The sequence below is a fragment of the Alteromonas sp. ABH2_165 genome, from assembly GCF_056159945.1.
In genome coordinates this window covers 309,794-325,702 of record NZ_JBSWWF010000002.1, presented here as the reverse complement: position 1 = coordinate 325,702, position 15,909 = coordinate 309,794, and the positions used below count along the sequence as shown (strand labels likewise).

Sequence of the window (15,909 nt, the reverse complement as noted above, 5' to 3'; positions counted from 1 at the left end):
CGTTGTTAGTCAGATAGCGTTGCCGGTGTTTCCACCACACCGGTTGCTTCTACTGAATAGATGAAAAGATTCCCACTTTCAGGGTAAAGGGCAAGCTGCTCATTAGTTAAGTCTCTTGATGCACTAGTAACGGCTATATGCCTTCTGGTCGGCCCCACAAATGCGACAGATGTTGTCAGTGGCGCGGGTGTAGACAATTTTGCAATTAGTTCGCCTTCGGGAGTAAATCTGAATACGCCTTTACCATCCCATCCAGCTATCCAGAGATGATCGTCAGCATCAACGGTAACACCGTCTGGCCAACCAAAGCATTCACCAAATCGTATAAACACTTCAGGAGAGTGATATTCGCCTGCAGCTGAAAGGAAGAGACGGTAAATACACTTTTCGGCCGATGACACGGCGTACATATACTTTCCGCATGTACTGAAAGCAGGACCATTAGAAACCGTAAAATCACGTTGTATGATCCTCGGCTCCTTTGACACCACTAGTTGGTAAATATTCCCTTTCGCTTCCTTCTCTTCATCATCCATTGTGCCGAAGAAGATTCGTCCTGATCGGTCTGCTTTAGCATCATTCAGGCGTACACGCTCCGCGAAATCTTTATTCACCCAAAGCGTTTTCTGTCTGCAGAAATTGTCGTCAAGAAGGCAAATTTCATTCTCAAAACCGCCTACAAAACCACCATGTTCAAAAGGAATCAGCCAGCAAAGGCGCGAAGATACGCCATAGGTTCTGTGGAATTTAGTATCCCAATCGAGAGTGTGGATGACTCTGCCTTCAATATCATTCCAAATGACTTGCTGCCGATCATCGCTATAAAAAACACTTTCTCCTAGCACACATTGACATTTCACAGTATGTACAAGAGTGAATTGCTCCATGTTCGTATTAGAACCTTGCTGCATAATGAGCACCATTTTGAGAAAGATCGAACGTCATATTAACGCGTAGATTAACCGTGGAAAAGAATAAGTAGCAGCCCCGATAATGCTGCAATAAATAAAATGAGCAGCCTAATAAGCTTTTCATTTAATTGCCGGTTAAAGATAAATGAAATTGCCCAGCCCAGAATAAGCGCAGGTACACATTTAAGGAACAACTGTAAATCGTCATGACCGGCTTTGCCATTCCACCACAACACACTGATGCCGAAGAAGTTAATATAAACAAAGAAGATACTAAGATTCGCTTTGATAGTGTCTGCATCTTTAGATTGATACAAAAGACCCATTGGGGCCCCGCCCGCCGATGTAGTTGTTCCCATAAAGCCCGATGCCATAGCAGCAACGAGATTAGAAATCACTGATACTTTCGGCATGATACCTATAAAGGAAAGCGCTACAGCAAGTAAAATAGATACACCGAACAGCAACTGATATTGATGGCTGTCGATGAACGACAGTACACTACCGGCGATAAGAACACCCGCAGTACCGCCAAGAATTGAAAACCCCGTCATCTTTAAATCTATTTCACCTCGATGTTTTACTGAAAGTAGTGATGTTAATAGCAGAGCGTTGAGAATCATTGGACCAGGAACCAGTTCAGGCATTAGAAAATAGAGTAAGGGCGCAGACAACAGGCCAAGGCCAAATCCGATCACGCTTTGTAAGCAGGAGCCAATAATTAAAATAACGTAAACGAGGACAAACTCAGACAAAGCAGCTAACAACCTTCAACAATTAACGAAATAGATACAATATTTTCACTTTTAATATTATATTACTTTTTATTGTAAATATGAATTTTCGTCAACCTTCTTTTTAAATACTTATATCAGGTCCAGCCAGCGTCTACGGTAAGTGTCTGTGCTGTCATCATTCTGCTTTCGTCTGCGGCCAGAAAAAGCGCAGCATCAGCAATATGTGTAGGGCGAAGAGTGTCGTGCAAACATTGTTCTTTTTTTACTTCTTCAACAATATCCGGATTGGCCCAGTGGCTCATCTGACGTTCAGTCATTACCCAACCAGGGATGAGTGTATTTACTCTAATATTATCGCCACCAAGTGCTCCGGCGAGGCTCCGACTCAATCCCTCAATTGCCGCTTTCGCGGTAGTGTAAGCAGGCATACAGCTTTGTTTCATACGCCAACTTGCTGACCCCATATTGATAATAGAGCCACCGCCACGCACTTTCATCTGCGGGGCTACGCTTTGCGCAGCAAAAAATGATGGACGAAGGTTAACCGCAAAGCGGTCATCCCAATATTCTACTGTCAAATTTTCCACCGAATGTCGAGTATCATCTGCAGCATTATTGATTAACACAGCAATGTTCCCGACATTATCAGCCACATCTGAAAGTATTGATGTAAGGAGCGCAATATTGCGAATATCACACTGATAAAACATCACATCGTAGCGATGCCTGCCTTTTAGTTCAGTTACCAGTGACTCACTTTGCTCAACGGCCATGTCGACAAAGATAACTCGTGCATTCTGTGCTGCAAACTTTCGTACCAGCACCTCTCCAATACCAGTACCACCACCGGTAATGAAGACAATTTTGTCTGACAGACTGGGATATACGGCTTGTAGATCGGACGATTGATTCATTGCCATCCTGGAAGCTTAAACTCGAAAAGATTTAAAGGGCATTTACGCACTTTGAGATTGTGCAATTTCTGATTCAATGAAGGCCATGGCTTCATCAATAAGATAGGCCATCATGTTCTTAGCGCGTTCAGGCTCCCCGGCTAGAATAGCGGCATACACTTTTTCATGCTCCTCAACAATGGTGCTTTTGTTACCCTTTGCTGGCGTTGTGTGTTGAATACTGACATTGAGGGCAGTAATGATGAACTCTCTGAGCTGAAAGAAAAAGCGGTTGCCAGATGCAGACAAGATTGCCGTGTGAAATGCAAGGTCGGCTTCATGCAGACTGCCTTCTTTTTGATCTACGGCTTTTCGCATGTCCAGCAGTGCATCGTTAATTCTGCTTATTGCTTCTTTATCACCATTTCGGGCAGCAAGGGCAGCGGCTTGAGGTTCAATTGCCATTCGCATCTGCAGAAACTCTTTAAGCACATAGAGAGAAGGACTACTATCCAGCAACCAGCGCAGAACGCTGGTATCGTAAAGATTCCAATTAGAAGAAGATTCGACACGAATTCCCTGCCGGGGCCGAGATGAAATAAGTCCTTTGGCAGCGAGCATTTTTACCGCCTCACGCACTGCAGTACGACTAATACCATATTCCTCGCAAAGCTGGGCTTCAGTAGGTAAGCCAGTATTGGTATTGTACGATCCACAGATGATAGCTTTGCCAAGCTCATTCGTTACCCGTTGAGACAAATTAAGGTTTTCAATGCGCGCCATGGTGATTCCTTTGTAGTCAGAAACCCTATAATACTACGATAATATTAGCTAGTCATTGTTACCGGCTCAGACTTCGAAACCGGTCGCTGAAATAGTGCAATTACGTTAGAAATTTCAGATATCAAATTAAATAGCCGTAAACTTAACCTACTTTTTACAAGTTCTTCCCATCCGATTAATTATCATATAATATTTCTATATCTCAAAATCATCCTGTTTAACAGGGAAGTAATATGGATTCAAAATGGTAGAACTTAGCACTCTTGACTGGCTCGTTCTTGCTGGTTTTCTTGTACTGCTTTTGGCCGTCGTTATCTTTTCTATGCGCCAGAAAGAAGAGGATACTGCGGACTATTTCCTCGCTGGTCGTAATGCTAGCTGGCTTGTTATCGGGGCATCAATTTTCGCCTCAAACATTGGTTCAGAACACTTGGTTGGTCTTTCTGGGTCTGGAGCTCAGTCAGGCATGGCACTGGCACACTGGGAACTTCAGTCCTGGATCATAATCCTGCTTGGTTGGATATTTGTTCCCTTCTACTGGAGCAGTAAGGTTTATACCATGCCAGAATTTCTGGAGCGCCGGTTTAATGCCTCCTCCAGAACTTTTCTGTCAGTCATTTCTCTAGTCAGTTATGTACTTACTAAAGTTGCAGTTACTGTTTATGCTGGCGGTATCGCATTCAAAACAATACTTGGCATTGAAAGTATATGGGGCATTGATTTCTTCTGGATATCGGCTCTGGGACTGGTCATCATTACCGGCATTTACACTGTACTGGGCGGCATGAAAGCCATTATGTGGACTTCTGTGCTGCAAACACCCGTTTTAATTATTGGCTCAGTGGTCATTCTGTGGGTTGGCCTTGATAAAGTGGGAGGCTGGGAAGAAGTAGAGCGCCTCAATGCTGAACAAATGCACCTTATTCGGTCCGCTTCGGATCCCGATTTCCCATGGCCAGGTATTATTTTCGGGTCTTTTATTATTGGTTTTTGGTACTGGTGTACTGATCAGTATATTGTGCAACGTGTTCTTTCAGCAAAAGGCATCAAGGAAGCTCGAAGAGGAACGATGTTCGCCGGCTACCTGAAACTATTACCTGTATTTATTTTCCTGGTACCGGGCATGATTGCATATGCCCTAAACGCGAAAGGCATCATTTCCTACGAAAGTGCTGATCAAGCGTTTCCTACGCTGGTTTCTGAATTGCTGCCGGCAGGAGTAAAAGGTATTGTTATCGGCGGTCTGGTGGCTGCCCTGATGAGTTCCCTGGCTTCACTATTTAATTCTTCGGCTACGCTGTTCACAATCGATTTCTATAAAAAGTTCAAGCCAGAATCCAGTGAAAAGCATCTCCTTCGGGTTGGTCGCATCGCTACGATTGTTATTGTATTTCTCGGTATTCTATGGATTCCTGTTATGCGTCTAATTGCAGATGTTCTGTATGAATATTTACAGAGTGTTCAATCACTCATAGCGCCAGGTATCGCTGCAGTATTCTTGCTTGGTTTATGTAGCACGAGGGTTACGCCAACAGCTGGTTTTGTCGGCCTTGTATCGGGCTTTGTACTGGGTATGATTCGTCTAGCAATGCTACCTTTCCGAGATAACCTGGCAGGGAGTCCATTTGAATGGATTGTCACTATGAACTGGCTATATTTCTGTATTCTGCTGTTTGTGATAGTTGTGGGGATTATTATTGTAACGAGTATCTTTACAAAGCCAGCAAGTAAAGAAAAGTTAGCCGGACTGACTTTCTCCACTCTTGATAAAGGCACTTACCGTGAGGTTATCAACAATATCGATAAGTGGGACTATATTCACACAGCCGGTATTCTTGGTATCACTGCGTTTATTTACATTCGATTCTGGTGATCGTAAACGGATAACATGTAAAACACATATAAAGCCCCGGCATATACCGGGGCTTTTTTTCTCTTCGCCAAATTCATGCCGCTAGTCTGCAATAGACTCGCCAAATATTGGAAAGCCTTTGTCATTCCAACGCAGTACTCGAGCCCTGGCATGCCGATTAGGGTCTGTCAGCGGCGTGCCTCTAAGCGTCTCGTAGTCCCTGCTATGGTAAATCATCAAATCGGTAGTACCGTCTTCAGCTTTTACGAAGCTATTGTGGCCAGGGCCAAAACGTCCAACCTCCGGATTGGTGGTAAACACAGGTTCGGCCATCTTGTGCCAACTGCCAGGACTGAGTAAATCGGCATCGGCATCTGCCCACAATAATCCCATGGCATAACGGTGGTCGGTGGCGCTGGCTGAATAAGTCATAAATACTTTTCCCTGATGCGAAATAACCGATGCGCCCTCGTTCACTTTATATCCCTGCACTTCCCAATCAAGTGAGGGTTCTGATAACAATGTGGCTGGCAGCTTGAGTGTGGTTGGTGAAAGCATTTCTGCAATCCATAATGCTGAGTTGTAAGAGCGCGCTCTGTCTTGTTGTGCCCAAACATAATATCGCTTGTTATTGTGTTCAAATGTGGTGCCATCAAGGGCGAAAGTATCCCAGCCACTTTCTATTTTTCCAGCTTCCAGCCACTCTCCTTTCATTGGGTCGTCATTGGTATTTTTTAGTGCATACATTCGGATGCTAAATGGTTTATCTGCATCACCAGCTGCAAAATAGATGTACCAGTCTCCCTCTATTTTGTGCAACTCTGGTGCCCAAATATTTGCGCTCATTTCTCCTTTTTCCCGCTTTTTCCAGATTACTTCTGGCTTCGCCAGTTTAAGGTCATTGAGCCGGCAAGCCTGCCTCAATTCAATCTCATCAAAATCAGGCGAGGTGCCAATAAAGGTATAACAGCCGGTATCCGGGTGTCTCACTAGCATAGGGTCCGCGCGTTGCAGTACGATAGGGTTATCTATTGGTGGCGCAGGTAACTGAATTTCGGATGAGGCATTAATTGAAAAACAGGTAAACATGAAACCTGCAAGTAAAGATGGTTTGCACCCTGACATAGCATTTCCTTAAATTAAGACGATAAGTTGAAAACCAATTATTAATATTGTATTACATATTTAACATGATACCTGATAAACTTCCTATACCAAATTCAGTTATTGGGGAAATGATATGCCAAATGGATTAAAAAAAATCGCCTGGTCTTCAGCAATCCTATTGTTAACAGGTTGCAATGATGTCAGCGCTAAACAGGTCGAGGTTCACGACCCGGTGATGACAAAAGAAGGTGATACTTTCTATGTATTTAGTACTGGCCCGGGCATCACCTACTACGAGTCTGATGACATGGAAAACTGGAAACTCACCGGACGGGTTTTCCCTGATGAGCCCAGTTGGGCAGCGCGGGTCGCCCCAGGGTTTAACGGCCACTTGTGGGCCCCTGATGTTTACCAGAAAGACGGTAAATTTTACCTTTACTACTCAGTTTCAGCGTTTGGAAAAAATACCTCAGGAATAGGTGTCACCGTCAATGAAACTCTTGATCCCGATGCCGAAAACTACCGCTGGGTTGATCATGGTATTGTGATTGAGTCGGTGCCAAACCGGGATTTCTGGAACGCGATAGATCCTGCGATTGTAGAAGATGATTATGGCACCCCCTGGATGAGTTTCGGTTCCTTTTGGGGCGGCCTGAAGCTGGTAAAACTGGATGATGACATGGTCAGATTGGCAGAGCCTCAGGAGTGGTACACTATTGCCAAACGCCCTGGACGAGATACTAATGACGATTCAGATCCTGGCGAAGGTGCTATTGAAGCCCCCTATATCTTCAAGAAGAATGGTTTTTATTATTTATTCGTATCTTTCGATAAATGCTGCCGCGGCATGGATAGCACGTACAATATTCGCGTTGGTCGCAGTAAACAGGTCGAAGGGCCTTACTTGGACAAAAGTGGCAAGCCGTTAAATGATGGTGGCGGCACGCTTGTATTAGAAGGGAATGAAGACTGGGTTGCACTTGGACACAACGCTGCTTATACCTTTGACGGTAAAGATTATCTTGTATTTCACGCTTATGAAACTGCAGATAACGCTAAACAGAAACTGAGAATTCTGCCCATTCAATGGAATGAAAACTGGCCAGAGGTTGATCCGGAAGATCTTAACATCCGCACTACCACACTCAGCAAAGACTAACAGACTCACCTGCCTGCCGTACTTTTGCAGGCAGGTTATTCTGCCTCAAATTCAATTAGTCGCACATCTACGATCATCACGGCATTAGGACCAATTTTACCGCCATTTCCCTTTTTACCCCATGCCAGTGCGGGAGGGATAACAAACTCATATCGTGCACCTTTTGGTAAAAGCTGAAAGCCTTCTTTTAGCCCTTCTATCGCTTCGGCCAAATGGAAATTTTCGGGTGGCCCCTTCTTGTAGGTATCATCAACTACGCTACCATCAGCGAGCAGAATGCGTTGGTGTACTTTTACAACCTGATTCAGGTCCGGACACGGATTGATGGCATCTTCAATAACACGGTACATCAGTCCCGACCCCGTACTGATAACTCCCTCTCTCTGGGCATAGCGCTCAAGAAAAGCGGCAGTCTGATTTCGGTTTTGCCCGGCAGATCCTTTACTTTGCTTTTTCTGTTTATTTTTAGCCATTGATTAACCACAACACGAAACGAAAAACGCCGCGACTGACAAGCCAGACGCGGCGTATAATATTAAAATATTCTACTCTGAAACTAAACGTATCCCGTAGAGCCCACCAGCAACAGAATCAGCATTAGCTACAAACTTCACTCGCAACAATTCGCTACTCTGCAATGAGTCTGGCAGCGGATAATCTACTGTGTAAAACTCACTGTCGGCCCCCTTTACCGGTAGACTAATTTCAGCCAAAACCTTGTCGTTCACGTAAACTGTAAATTCGCGATCCACGTCACCTTTAAAATAGGTTAGCCGCAGCATAGTGGCCTTTTGTTGAGGGTTCTTAAGCTCATACCCAAACCAACCAGTGGCATCCCGCCAGTGATGACCATTATTAACACCTGCACGTGTTTTCTCACCACTGAAATTGTGCTCAACTTCCGGCTGTTGCTCGCCCGGGTTAATAGAGTCAACCGTGATTCTGCGTAACGCTTCGGCTTTCGTAGCTTCAGCCTTGGCATTCGCGACAAAGCGTTTAAAACCGTCTTTACTTAACTGCGGCATATACACCTCATAGCGACTATCATGCAGCCGGAAAAACGGAATAAATTTTAGGTTGTCTAATTCAGGCTGATTAGCAATCGCTACATTTTCTCTGGTGGTAAAAGCCAGTTTCGTGTCTTCACTACGCTCAAGCCCCGCCAGAAAAGTTTCCGGGTCACCTAACATAACTGGTAACGCTTCTGGCGGGCACACCTGCCCTGAAGCTATATGACCCATCCTACTGTCGTCTGCAACAAAACTAAGTTGTTCGTTTGCAAATGCCTGTACCTTGGTCGCCATTACTACTGGCCCGTAGAGTACAGAGTAATAATCCTGGCCATCTGGAAGTTGCTCAACGTACGGTGCTGCAGGTAATGAAAAGGTAACTTTATCGCCATCCTGCCATTCACGCTCTAAAGTGAGAAACTGATTCTGCTCTTTATAATCTGCCACCATGCCGTTTACATTTATCTGCATCTCTGCAGATAACCAGCGTGGCTTGCGAAGATGCAGGGAAAACGTCGCGGCACGACCAGCAGTATTCAGTGTAAGAGTCACTGCATTGTCGTCCGGGAAGAGCGTGTCAAGAGAAGCGGTCCAGCCCTTTTCCTGCCAATTTAATCGTGAAGGCACATAAAGATTCACCCATAGCTCGTCCCCCTTATGAGTGTATGCCAACTCACCATATTTACTATGGTTTTCGATACCCGATCCTACACAGCACCACATTGAATCCTGAACAGAAGAATACTTGCGATAGTGACCCGGGCGCATTGGTGTAAAGTACACCAGGCCCCCATGATCAGGGTGCTGTGAAGACAGAATATGGTTGTACATAGCGCGCTCATAGAATGCCAGATAGCGTTCTTCACCAGTATGAAGGTACAACATTTTACTTAACTTCATCATATTGTAGGTGTTGCAGGTTTCAGGGCCTTCAACATCTTCAATCATGGGAGTAAAGTCAGACTTATCGTGAAAGTGTTCTCGTACACTGTTGCCACCAATACTGACACTACGCTCACGAGAAACGGTGGCCCAGAAAAACGCTGCCGCCTGCTCCCAGGCGTCTTTGTCTGCAATTTCTGCAACTTTCAGAAATCCAATTACTTTTGGAATTTGCGTATTCGCGTGCAACCCGGTTAGCTTATCTTCGCGTCTTTCCAAAGGCTTTAATACGGAAAGATGAGAAAACTGTCGCGCCAACTCTAGGTACCGCTGATCATCACTGATTTGCGCCATATCAGCAAACACTTCATTTAACCCACCATGCTCTGAATAAAGCATGTCCTGTATCTGTTCGTCGGTCAGATTTTCGGTAACTTCCAGCATCCATTCACCCAGCGAAAGCAACATCGTTTTCGCCTTTTCGATGCCGGCTACCTGATAGACATCTCGCAGCCCGTGAAATATCTTATCAATGTTGTAAAGCGGCACCCAGCGTTCGTTAAGGCTGAACAAATCGGCTTTAATCTTACCCGCCTTTATCTCCTCCCACATTGCCTTACCGTTTGGGATCCCTCCCAGATATCCGCCGGTCGCGGCTTGCGCCCGAGACAGTTCACTGATCATGTAGTCCAGACGCTGCTTGATTTCTTGAGAGCCAGTAGCCGCCCATGCCAGGCTTAGTGCAGAGAGGTAATGCCCACCGATGTGTCCGTCCAAACCTGAACTCTCCCAATTGCCGTAGTTGTCAGCTTTGGGCTCAAGGCCGGCCTCACGGAGATAAGGCGCTAGTAAGCGGTCGGGATCCATTGCCATCAGATACTTTATGTTGGTCTGCTGGGCGTGAAGAAACGGCCCATCAGTAATCTGCACTTGTGCGATAGCAAAATCCATCTGTTGCTGCCATGACTCATGGCCGACATTGTCCGTTACGGCTTGCTTGGAAGAAGTAAGCTGACCAGAGGAAGTGTGCGTCGAGGAGTCGCATCCTGTAAGAAATGCTACAGAAATGAAGGCGCACACTAATGGGCGCCTGAATACTGAAAATGAATTGGCCATAGTCATCCTTACGGCTGTCCTGGCTTCCCAAACACCGGCATGCCATTCTCGTCCCACTTCACCATTTTCACGAAAGTATGGCGATCGGGATTCCACAATGGGTCTCCCTCAATTTCAGTATACTGGCGGCAATGATAGACCAGTACATCTTCGCCATCTTCTGTTTTTGTAAAGCTGTTATGGCCCGGTCCAAACATAGTCACGGACTCATCAGTCTGGAATACGGGGTCCTGCACTTTCGTCCAGCTCGCCGGATCTAGCAGGTCAGCGTTCTCATTAGCGTAAATGAGACCCATGCAATAATTTTCATCTGTGGCACTGGCTGAATAGGTCACAAAAATCTTACCGTTCTTTTTCAAAACTGCAGGACCTTCGTTCACCCAGAATCCCCGAATTTCCCATTCCAATTCAGGCTTAGTCAACAGAACAGGTTCGCCGGATATTGTTGTTGGTGAAGACATCGGCGCGATGTAGAGATTAGAATTACCTTTAATGCCTGGGCCTTTTTGCGCCCACAAGTAATAGAGCTGATCTTTATGATGAAACGTTGTCGCGTCCAGGCAGAAAGTATCGATACCTGTGTCAATCTGTCCACAAAACGACCACTCTCCTGTTACTGCATTATCGTCCAGGCAGGAAATAGCATACATACGGTGCTGAAACAGATCGTCTTTAATTTCACGACTTGGGGCGGCAGCAAAATAGACATACCATGCGCCATCGTTAAAATGAATTTCAGGAGCCCAGATTAGATCTGAGTAGGGACCAGTCTCCGGCTTTGTCCACACCATACGCGTTTCAGCCTCTGCCAACGCCTCTAAAGTGCGAGCACGGCGCAGCTCAATGCCTTCGTAAGACGGTACCGATGCAACGAAATAATAATAGCCATCAGTATGTTTATAAATAAACGGATCTGCGCGCTGGGGGATCAGCGGTGTATTTGAATTCATCATGACTGGACTCCTCTTGTCATGTTTTGGTTATTGCTAAGGTGCTCTTCGTTATTACTATGGCTTTCACCAGGCGCTTTATATTCTGCGTCAAGCGTTAATACCAAACGCTGATACTCTGCGTCAGTGATGCGATAGCGATTCATCAGCCAGCCAACGAGAAAATGAAATACTCCGGGAATAATGGTTAGCATCAATGCCAGTCCGGTAAGAGTAAACTCGCTTTGCACTTGCTCAGGAGCATAATCGAACCATGCCAACAACCAGCCGACCATCGCGCCAGCGAAGCCCATACCAGCTTTCTGGCAGAATGAAATACCGCCAAACGAGAGGCCCGCAACTCGCTTGCCTGATTTACTTTGGCCATAATCGACAGCTTCAGCGATTGCTGACCAAAATATAGGGGCATGAAGATCTACAACGAAGGAGATCAGGAAGTAGAAGATAAAAGCAGGCACTACATCACCCTGTCCCACTGTGACGTACATGGCTACACTAAGTAATCCTACTGCCATTTGACTAAAGCGGAACAACTTAACCTTGCAATAGCGTTTAGTAATCCAGGTTGAGGCTATCATCGCCAAAATAGCAGCCACGACACCAGTAGCCATGAAATTAGCTTGCATGTCAGCGCCACCACCAAGGTAATATTTGGCATAAAAAATAGCCACTGAGCCTCGAACTACGTAACCAACAGTACCAAGGACACATACCCCACACAGAATTAACCATTGATCATTCTTCATCAGCAACCTGAACTGTTCCTTAAACGGCTTTTCGTCAACGCTGTGTTCCAGGCGCTCGGTTGTTGTGAAAAAGCAAAATAGAAACATTATCACGGCCAGCACTGCCATTAGCCCCATAGCCACGCGGTAGCCTTCCGCCAGATTCCCTTCCCACATATCAGCACCGGCTAGTTTTGGCACAATAATCGTAACCAAGAAAGCAGCAATTTTAGCGAAGAATAATCGGTAGCCATTGGCAGATAGCTTTTCTTTAGGATCTGCCGTCATCACACCAATAAGCGAGATGTAGGGAATCGTTACCGCAGTAAACATCAGTGTCACAAAAATGTAAGTGGAATAAGCCCATACCAGCTTTGCATTGTAGTCAACATCCGGTGTACTGAATGTCAGAAAGACTGAGATCCCAAAAGGAATGGAAAGAAACAGAAAATACGGTCGGTATCGCCCCCACCGACTGGTGTATTTGTCTGTAATAGTGCCCATAAGTGGGTCGCTAACCGCATCCAGAAAGCGCACTAAGAGAAACATTAACGCCATGTCTGATGGCTTTAAGCCGTAGATATCGGTATAGAAGAAGGTAATGATGAGCATCATGGAGGAAATAACAACATTCACTGCCATGTCGCCTGCACCGAAACCGATTTTCTCGATTTTTGATAATTTCTGGGAAGTCATTAAGCGTTTCCGGATTGCAAATCAAATGTTAATACGACAAATATACTATTATCATACCAATTAAGTTACAACCTTTATTCTGCTTTTATGTAGTGCGGGAATTCTATCAGGGCATTACTATTGAAAACGGGATGATTTACTCAGTAAATCATCCCGCTGTAGAGATTACAATATCATGGATTTAACATTTTAAGTTACAGGGAAATCACATTCTGTAGCGGACACCCACCGCAAACGTTCGGTCGCGAATGTAGGTGTCGCGCGGATAAAGCCTTGCATCATCCGCAGAACCACCGCCAAAATAGTCATTTGCAACATCGTCGGTAAGGTTTGTGCCATCGAAACTTACCGTTAGTCTCTCGTTAACGTCGTAATTAATGGAAAAATCAAGCGAACTGATAGGGTCATGTACCACTGAACTTCCTGGTTGATCGCCCACCTCATTAAAGCTTCCATACCACTCACTTCGCCAGTTATAAGCCAGACGCATATTGAGACCATCACGCTCATACATCAAGATTGCGTTATATGAGCGGTCAGAAACATTCGGCAATGGCTCCATAACCCCGTCCGCATTTTCGGCTTCATGGTCCATGAACGTAGCATTCAACTGTACGCCGAGACCGTCCAGGATATCCGGAAGGTTTTCAAAAAACTGTGTATAAGCTAATTCAACGCCCTCAAGGGAGCCTGCGCCAGAATTCACAGGTCGAGTTATAGCAAAATCACGGCCATCAACAACTTCTTCATTGGCAACGTATTTCACATATCCATCGATGTCGCGGTAAAAAATTGTCCCGGTAAGAGAACTGGCTTCACCAAAATACCATTCTGCAGCCAGGTCATAGTTTTGAGACTCTACAGCACTTAGTTCAGGGTTACCGCCATTACCATATCCAATTGAGCCGGTTTCCGTAGGCAGGAAGTACGAAGCGCTAGGATTTAGATCTGCGAAGTTAGGTCGTTTAATCGTTTTACCGTAAGCTGCACGCAAATACACTTCGTCGGTCATCTGCAAGCGCATATTTACCGCAGGTAAAACTTCTGTAGCACTCGTATCAACAGTGACAGGCGAAACCACGCCATCTGTGATGCTATTACCGTTTAATTCGGATTCTAGACGAACAACTCGGACGCCGGCCTGCCCATCAAGAATCATGTCATTGAATTCTTGAGTGAAATTAGCTTGCGCGTAAATAGCATAATTTTTTTCGGTATTATCATAATAGCGAGCCGGAAGAAATTCTGGTTCTTCGCGGGAATACCCCATTGCTTCGCGAATGTCTGCACGGTTTTCCATAATATAACTAGCGCTGGGAGTAAGCCATTGAGTATTATTCAAGCTGGTTACGTCACTCATATAACCGGATGGAGAGTAATCCTCCATTCCTGGAAATTCCGTTAGTGAAATATTTCGGCCCGAAATGTTACCGCGCCCTGCCGTATCAGCTTCCTGATTAAATGCCGAGCGTTCGTTGACTCTCAATCCCATATCGACAGAATGAATCCACGAATCTAATCCGATGTTTGCATCAAGCGTCCAATCTATAGCATCTCCTTCCTGGTGACCCCGAGAATCGAAGTAGGTCCATAAGTTATACTGACTTAAATCAGTCATATCGTAAGGTTGACCATTGGCATCCAAAATCTGAACATCTGAAATACCAGCACCATTTTTATCAAAATCATAAATAATAGTGTCTGCAAAGAAGGCCAGATCCAGAATGAATCCACGGCTATTAGCTTCTGTATCGGTATAGGCAAGATCGGATTCAATAGTCACATTATCGAAATACCATTTGCCTCCTAGAGCGAATTGATAGGTATCTGACTCGTTGAAGAAAGACTGATTACTGGTAATTGTGCCTGGTGCATCCGGACGCACTACCGACTGTGCTACATTCGAGCCTTCTTTATACGACTCAACATAACCATTGCCCCAACCTCCCCAACTGGGTAATGGCACCCAAAAATTAAGCTGACTATTCTGCTCATAGTTCACGCCGAATATATCGATATAGTAAGAACTGTTTGCGTTCGGTTCCCATTGGAAAGAAGCATTAAATGAATCCCGGACTCTGTCACCGTAACGGAAATATCCGCCAATTACGTTAGGTGCCATGGCTGGTTCTCCGGCCACATTCAGTGGCGCAGAATTAGAATTATTCACAACTGAGTCTGGCAATATGAAAGGCGCAGTAACGAAATTCACCTGATCCTGAAAATCACGATCCTGATGTGAAACACTCAGCATCGCGCCAAATTTACCACTTCCATTTTCCCAATTATTATTAATTGTGACACTGCCAACGGGATTCCACGAAGCTGCTTCATCACTGTATTCATAGCGTAGATTCCCCGCTGCTGAGAAGCCATCGTCAAAGTCGAAAGGGCGTCTTAGCTGAATATCAATACTGCCTGCGATGCCACCTTCGATATCAGCCGCACTGATAGATTTTTTAACGTCGACAGAATACACCAAGTCTGCTGGAATATCGGCCAGTGAGATCGAGCGGCCCGTGGTAGTAAATATATTGCGTCCACTCATGGTAGTCACTATATCTGGTAACCCACGTATCAGTACCTGATTAACCTCGCCGTTGGTTCTTGCTACCTGTACACCCGTGACTCGCTGCAGTGCAGCCGCCACACTATTATCCGGTAGTTTCCCGATATCCTGAGCCACAATAACGTCTGAAACATTTGTGGCACTCATTTTCATTGTCTGGGCGGAATTAAGACTGGCTTTAACACCGCGGACATCAATAACTTCAATATCGTCGTCACTGTTGTCACTACCATTATCCTGTGCCTGCAAAGGCTGTGCGGTCAGTGCGAATAATACGGCTGAAGCAAGTTGGCCACGCTTAAACATAGAAATTCTCCGGGTATGTCCTGTGCACGATTCACTATATATTCCTGCATAGTGGTCTGGTGCTTTATCAAATGTGTGTTTCGGCGCAGTTTTTATGCCGATGAATGATTTAAAAACAGCCTAGATAGTATTGTATGATAATAATATAGTCAACATTGCATTAACAATACTTTAGTATAAGCTAAGAAATCAGGAGAAATAAAAATGTACATA

12 protein-coding genes are annotated in these 15,909 nt (G+C 45.2%); 2 read left to right on the top strand and 10 right to left on the bottom strand.

Features of this window, described 5'->3' with window-relative positions:
• Positions 1-5: 5 nt before the first annotated feature.
• The 4 genes from ACXAFQ_RS06030 to ACXAFQ_RS06015 form a co-directional block, all read right to left on the bottom strand.
• Positions 6-911, bottom strand: coding sequence for an SMP-30/gluconolactonase/LRE family protein (locus ACXAFQ_RS06030; protein ID WP_474818783.1), 906 nt, complete (start codon positions 909-911; stop codon positions 6-8).
• A 47-nt stretch (positions 912-958) separates the two neighbouring features.
• Positions 959-1,666 (bottom strand): TSUP family transporter, encoded by a 708-nt coding sequence (locus tag ACXAFQ_RS06025; protein WP_474818782.1) that lies wholly within the window; start codon positions 1,664-1,666, stop codon positions 959-961.
• 116 nt (positions 1,667-1,782) lie between these two features.
• Positions 1,783-2,562 carry an SDR family NAD(P)-dependent oxidoreductase gene (locus tag ACXAFQ_RS06020; RefSeq protein WP_474818781.1) on the bottom strand — a complete coding sequence of 260 codons (780 nt, stop codon included), beginning with the start codon at positions 2,560-2,562 and terminating at the stop codon, positions 1,783-1,785.
• 42 nt (positions 2,563-2,604) lie between these two features.
• The gene (locus ACXAFQ_RS06015; protein WP_474818780.1) at positions 2,605-3,324 is read right to left on the bottom strand and encodes a FadR/GntR family transcriptional regulator; all 720 of its coding nucleotides are present in this window, start codon (positions 3,322-3,324) and stop codon (positions 2,605-2,607) included.
• 244 nt (positions 3,325-3,568) lie between these two features.
• On the opposite strand from ACXAFQ_RS06015, the gene ACXAFQ_RS06010 reads away from it, so the two are divergent.
• Complete coding sequence (locus ACXAFQ_RS06010) at positions 3,569-5,197, top strand: sodium:solute symporter (protein ID WP_474818779.1); 1,629 nt, start codon at positions 3,569-3,571, stop codon at positions 5,195-5,197.
• A gap of 81 nt (positions 5,198-5,278) precedes the next feature.
• On the opposite strand, the gene ACXAFQ_RS06005 is transcribed toward ACXAFQ_RS06010, so the two are convergent.
• Positions 5,279-6,301 carry a glycoside hydrolase family 43 protein gene (locus ACXAFQ_RS06005; RefSeq protein ID WP_474818778.1) on the bottom strand — a complete coding sequence of 341 codons (1,023 nt, stop codon included), beginning with the start codon at positions 6,299-6,301 and terminating at the stop codon, positions 5,279-5,281.
• A gap of 115 nt (positions 6,302-6,416) precedes the next feature.
• Here ACXAFQ_RS06005 and ACXAFQ_RS06000 point away from each other — a divergent pair, with 115 nt between their 5' ends.
• The gene (locus ACXAFQ_RS06000) at positions 6,417-7,442 is read left to right on the top strand and encodes a family 43 glycosylhydrolase (protein ID WP_474818777.1); all 1,026 of its coding nucleotides are present in this window, start codon (positions 6,417-6,419) and stop codon (positions 7,440-7,442) included.
• Positions 7,443-7,477: 35 nt separating this feature from the next.
• On the opposite strand, the gene ACXAFQ_RS05995 is transcribed toward ACXAFQ_RS06000, so the two are convergent.
• The 5 genes from ACXAFQ_RS05995 to ACXAFQ_RS05975 all read right to left on the bottom strand — a co-directional run bounded on the left by ACXAFQ_RS05995 (position 7,478) and on the right by ACXAFQ_RS05975 (position 15,696).
• A complete protein-coding gene (locus tag ACXAFQ_RS05995; protein ID WP_474818776.1) occupies positions 7,478-7,915 on the bottom strand; it encodes an FKBP-type peptidyl-prolyl cis-trans isomerase in 438 nt (145 codons plus the stop codon).
• A 72-nt stretch (positions 7,916-7,987) separates the two neighbouring features.
• Entirely contained in the window at positions 7,988-10,450 is a 2,463-nt protein-coding gene (locus ACXAFQ_RS05990) for a beta-L-arabinofuranosidase domain-containing protein (protein WP_474818775.1), read from the bottom strand.
• An 8-nt stretch (positions 10,451-10,458) separates the two neighbouring features.
• Positions 10,459-11,400, bottom strand: a complete 942-nt coding sequence (locus ACXAFQ_RS05985) for a glycoside hydrolase family 43 protein (RefSeq protein ID WP_474819270.1) — start codon at positions 11,398-11,400, stop codon at positions 10,459-10,461.
• Positions 11,400-12,821 carry an MFS transporter gene (locus ACXAFQ_RS05980; protein ID WP_474818774.1) on the bottom strand — a complete coding sequence of 474 codons (1,422 nt, stop codon included), beginning with the start codon at positions 12,819-12,821 and terminating at the stop codon, positions 11,400-11,402. The genes ACXAFQ_RS05985 and ACXAFQ_RS05980 overlap by 1 nt, the downstream gene beginning before the upstream one ends.
• 205 nt (positions 12,822-13,026) lie before the next feature.
• Positions 13,027-15,696 (bottom strand): TonB-dependent receptor, encoded by a 2,670-nt coding sequence (locus ACXAFQ_RS05975; protein ID WP_474818773.1) that lies wholly within the window; start codon positions 15,694-15,696, stop codon positions 13,027-13,029.
• Positions 15,697-15,909: the final 213 nt, after the last annotated feature.

What these genes read in the sequence shown, in the direction of transcription:
- ACXAFQ_RS06030 (WP_474818783.1), bottom strand. Translation starts at nt 911, where the DNA reads ATGCAGCAAGGTTCTAATACGAACATGGAGCAATTCACTCTTGTACAT.
- ACXAFQ_RS06020 (WP_474818781.1), bottom strand. Translation starts at nt 2,562, where the DNA reads ATGAATCAATCGTCCGATCTACAAGCCGTATATCCCAGTCTGTCAGAC.
- ACXAFQ_RS06015 (WP_474818780.1), bottom strand. Translation starts at nt 3,324, where the DNA reads ATGGCGCGCATTGAAAACCTTAATTTGTCTCAACGGGTAACGAATGAG.
- ACXAFQ_RS06010 (WP_474818779.1), top strand. Translation starts at nt 3,569, where the DNA reads ATGGTAGAACTTAGCACTCTTGACTGGCTCGTTCTTGCTGGTTTTCTT.
- ACXAFQ_RS06005 (WP_474818778.1), bottom strand. Translation starts at nt 6,301, where the DNA reads ATGTCAGGGTGCAAACCATCTTTACTTGCAGGTTTCATGTTTACCTGT.
- ACXAFQ_RS06000 (WP_474818777.1), top strand. Translation starts at nt 6,417, where the DNA reads ATGCCAAATGGATTAAAAAAAATCGCCTGGTCTTCAGCAATCCTATTG.
- ACXAFQ_RS05995 (WP_474818776.1), bottom strand. Translation starts at nt 7,915, where the DNA reads ATGGCTAAAAATAAACAGAAAAAGCAAAGTAAAGGATCTGCCGGGCAA.
- ACXAFQ_RS05990 (WP_474818775.1), bottom strand. Translation starts at nt 10,450, where the DNA reads ATGGCCAATTCATTTTCAGTATTCAGGCGCCCATTAGTGTGCGCCTTC.
- ACXAFQ_RS05985 (WP_474819270.1), bottom strand. Translation starts at nt 11,400, where the DNA reads ATGAATTCAAATACACCGCTGATCCCCCAGCGCGCAGATCCGTTTATT.
- ACXAFQ_RS05980 (WP_474818774.1), bottom strand. Translation starts at nt 12,821, where the DNA reads ATGACTTCCCAGAAATTATCAAAAATCGAGAAAATCGGTTTCGGTGCA.
- ACXAFQ_RS05975 (WP_474818773.1), bottom strand. Translation starts at nt 15,696, where the DNA reads ATGTTTAAGCGTGGCCAACTTGCTTCAGCCGTATTATTCGCACTGACC.